3 protein-coding genes are annotated in these 3,567 nt (G+C 41.0%); 1 reads left to right on the plus strand and 2 read right to left on the minus strand.

Annotated elements, in window-relative coordinates; all coding sequences use genetic code 11:
- Nucleotides 1–172 precede the first annotated feature (172 nt).
- On the minus strand, nucleotides 173–940 hold the full coding sequence (locus tag VE944_RS07560) for a circadian clock KaiB family protein (RefSeq protein WP_324974619.1): 768 nt from the start codon (nucleotides 938–940) through the stop codon (nucleotides 173–175).
- A 181-nt stretch (nucleotides 941–1,121) separates the two neighbouring features.
- On the minus strand, nucleotides 1,122–2,396 hold the full coding sequence (locus VE944_RS07565; protein WP_324974622.1) for a type IV pilus twitching motility protein PilT: 1,275 nt from the start codon (nucleotides 2,394–2,396) through the stop codon (nucleotides 1,122–1,124).
- A 737-nt stretch (nucleotides 2,397–3,133) separates the two neighbouring features.
- On the opposite strand from VE944_RS07565, the gene VE944_RS07570 reads away from it, so the two are divergent.
- Nucleotides 3,134–3,508, plus strand: coding sequence for a hypothetical protein (locus VE944_RS07570; protein WP_109006849.1), 375 nt, complete (start codon nucleotides 3,134–3,136; stop codon nucleotides 3,506–3,508).
- Nucleotides 3,509–3,567: the final 59 nt, after the last annotated feature.

Here is a 3,567-nt window from a genome sequence, read left to right on the forward strand (position 1 = left end):
TAATGTGCAAGCAGTTTTATCAAAACCGTATACGGCCAAAGAATTATTGCAAACTTTACACCACCTATTTAGAGGCTAGTAAGGACAAGGGGAATAACCTATGCCTAATGCCTAATGACTACTCCCTCTAAACCTCTGCGTTTTACTTTTAACCCTCAATTCGTTATAAAACTTAAAATTTTTCCTTAGCAGATAACATCTGTAAAATCTTTTCTACATGATCCAACTCTCCAACGATTCGCCGAATTGGGTGTGGCCAAACTTTGACAAGGGTAGGGGTTGCAGAAACCTGATTGAGTTCTGCTTGTTCTGGATGAGTTAAAACATCAATCACTTTCAAAGTATAAGGATGTCCCAGCGATCGCTCCAACAATTCGTGTAAATTTTGCAGAATGCGTTCGGTGGTACTGCTATGTCCGGCAACAAACAATCGCAGAACATAGCCTTGTGTCATGGCTTCCTTTTTTTGTACTATTACTGGTTGGTGGTATTTTGGCACAGGTTCAGAAAGGTCTAGACGAACAATTAAGTCGTGATCCTCCCAAAGCTGCGGGAATGAGGAACGATAACTTGTTAATACCATGCGATCGCACAATCCCTCTTGCCAAGGAGCTGCTTGCCATACTAACTCCCCTGTAGCAAAAATGGCATTAAGCAAAGCTTGATGTCTAATTACAGCCGGATAAGCTTCAGCAAAAGTACGCACTTTTTGAGTACGTGGATCTAACCAGTGGTCAACAGTTGCAGTATAACAAGGCACTAAAAAGTGCGGTGGCTCTGATAAATCTAAGATTTCTTGTAAAGCCGAACACAAATGCAAATGCCATCGACCTTGCTTGCTAGGGTCGATGCAGTAAATTAAATCTCCTCCAGGTGTAAATAGGGCAATGCCTTTAAACAACTGGGGTGTAGATAGTTTATTTGTCGTTAAATTATTCACAGAAGTTAGGAAGCTAAAAGTAAAAAATTCTCTCTTTTACCTTTTACCTTAGCTATAACCGCAACCAGGATGACAAAGATATTTGGGGGTGGGGAGTGGGGGATGAGGGAGCAGGGGGAGCAGGGGAGGCAGAGGAGAATAATTAATAACAATGCCCAATGCTCCATGCCCAATGCCAATCTTAAACTCGACCTCTGAGAAACTGTGCCATTTCGTTAGGAGTTGGTGACATTTCCAAAGCAGTCTCTTCTGTGATGCGACCGTCTTGATAGAGATTGAGCAATGACTGATTCATCGTAATCATGCCGTCAAAGCCAGCTTGTTTCATCAACTCGCCAATTTCATCATACTTACCATCTTTGATCCATTCTTTAATAGCCTCAGTATTGATCAACACATCGTGGAAAGCAGCCCGCTTCCCGTCAGTTGTACGGCATAAACCTTGGGCAATTACTGCCACCAAAGATTCAGATATTGCCACCCGCATTGCATCCTGTTCATCACCAGAGTAGAGATTGAGAATCCGCTCAATGGTTTTGACAGCGCTATTGGTGTGTAGGGTTCCCATAACTAAGTGACCAGTCTGAGCGGCTTTTAGAGCGGTGTTAACTGTTTCCTTATCCCGCATTTCCCCCACCAGAATCAAATCTGGATCTTCCCGCAAAGCCGCTTTCAAAGCGTTGTCAAATTTCCGGGTATGCATTCCCACTTCCCGTTGTTTGACTAAAGACTTGCGGCTTTGATGGATAAATTCTATCGGGTCTTCAATGGTGATGATATGCTTGGCCATCTCCTTATTGATGTAGTCAACCATCGCCGCCATTGTAGTGGATTTACCAGAACCAGTGGGGCCAGTCACTAAAATTAAACCTTTGTGATGATGACAAATATCCCGAAAAATTGGGGGTAATCTCAACTGTTCCATAGTCAAGATTTTTAGCGGAATCAACCGCAACACCATTGCAGGCCCTCTAAGAGTGCCAAAAACATTAATCCGCACGCGAGCAAAGTCATATTGAGTTGCTCCGTCAAATTCTAAATGTTCTTCAAAGCGCTGAATTTCTGCCTCACTCATCACCTCCCGCAACCAATTCATAAAAGCTTGTTTATCTGTTTCTGGATAATCCATTGATTGAATTTCTCCTCGGGTGCGGAAGCGGGGTACTTCACCTACGCCTAAGTGCAAGTCAGAATATCCCTGATCGTAAGCTTCTCTAATTAACTTCTCTAAAGTGGGCCCCGCACTGCTGTTTTTAGGAAGAACTGAAGTAGGTATTGATGGTGGACTAACCGGACGATGACCTGCTAGAGGAACGTTGCTACTCCTATCTGACATATCCAACGTTTGTGTCATCTGCCTCTGGGTGCTAGAGGTTGGCGGTGGTGGCGGTGGCATTGGTGGCAGGTTACGTCCGGCAGCAGAGTTAGGATTTAATGGAGACTGTGATTGTGTCATATATCTTCACATTTGGCAGTTAAAAAGTTGAATTAACGAGAAGTCAAGTCACGTACTTCGATGACTTTTGGAGAGTGCTTGCACCCAAGCTTTAGTGGTGATGAAATGGATTGAAACTCTAGAACTATGTTCAATCCATTTCATCCACCTCAATTTGTATCTTTTTTTTACTGGAATTCCACTAGTCAGATTACTTAGATAAATTATTTAACCTATCTACACTGGTTTAACACACGGAAGGACTCAAACTCCTTCAGAAAAAATACATAGATATATTAGTAATTAATGATACTTTCAATAAAACATAAATATTCTCACCCCTTAGATGAGAAATTTATCCCACGCATGGACAAGAATTGCCAGCAATTAACAGCACAAACACTAGCAGATCATTTATTCAGCCCATTTATGAATTATGAGAACCAATACTAATTTTTATAAGAAATGTTAAGCTCAATAGGAGTAATATCGTGGGGATCAACGTTAAAAGCTCATACCTTTTAGCTTATATATCTGAAGGCAGATGCATAAAACAAGTTGTTTGACATAGATGTAAACGTTGACTTTTCATTCATAATTACAAAAATTTAACTGTAAACTTTAGTAAACAAATGCTCATTTTTCTAATTAGTTTTTATATACTGAATTTCACGTAGAGAAACAAAATCAGTTTACTCGCCAAAAGCGAGATATGACTGAAAATTAAAATTCGTTGTGTATTTTTGGGAGGAAAAGTCATGGTTTCTGCTCAAAGCTCTAATCTAGGAAAGACCTACTCCTTGTTGATGATTAAAAGCTTTTTAATATGGACTTTTACATTAGCAGTATGTTTGTTGGTTGTCGGTTTTCCACTAGTTGTCTTGATGGCTACGGTCGGATGTCTGTTGTCGATCATCTTACAATCGGTGATGCCTGTTAGTGCTGTTTTGCTTGTTGCAGGCGCTTTAATCATGTTTAATGTCATGGCAGTTGTATTGGCTGCGGGTGTACTAACTGTTAAAGGAGTTCATCCTAGTGAAATTAAATGGTTAAGCTGGTTGCATGGAGAGGCAGACCAAATGCAGGCTACTGTTTACGCTGCTTGCCCTTTAACTTGTGAGATTAAAATGTAGTCATTACAGGTGAATACGACAAACAGTGCGTCTGCCCGGTTAAGCCGGGTTTTTTCATG

Source organism: Nostoc sp. (genome assembly GCF_035638895.1).
GTDB lineage: Bacteria > Cyanobacteriota > Cyanobacteriia > Cyanobacteriales > Nostocaceae > Nostoc.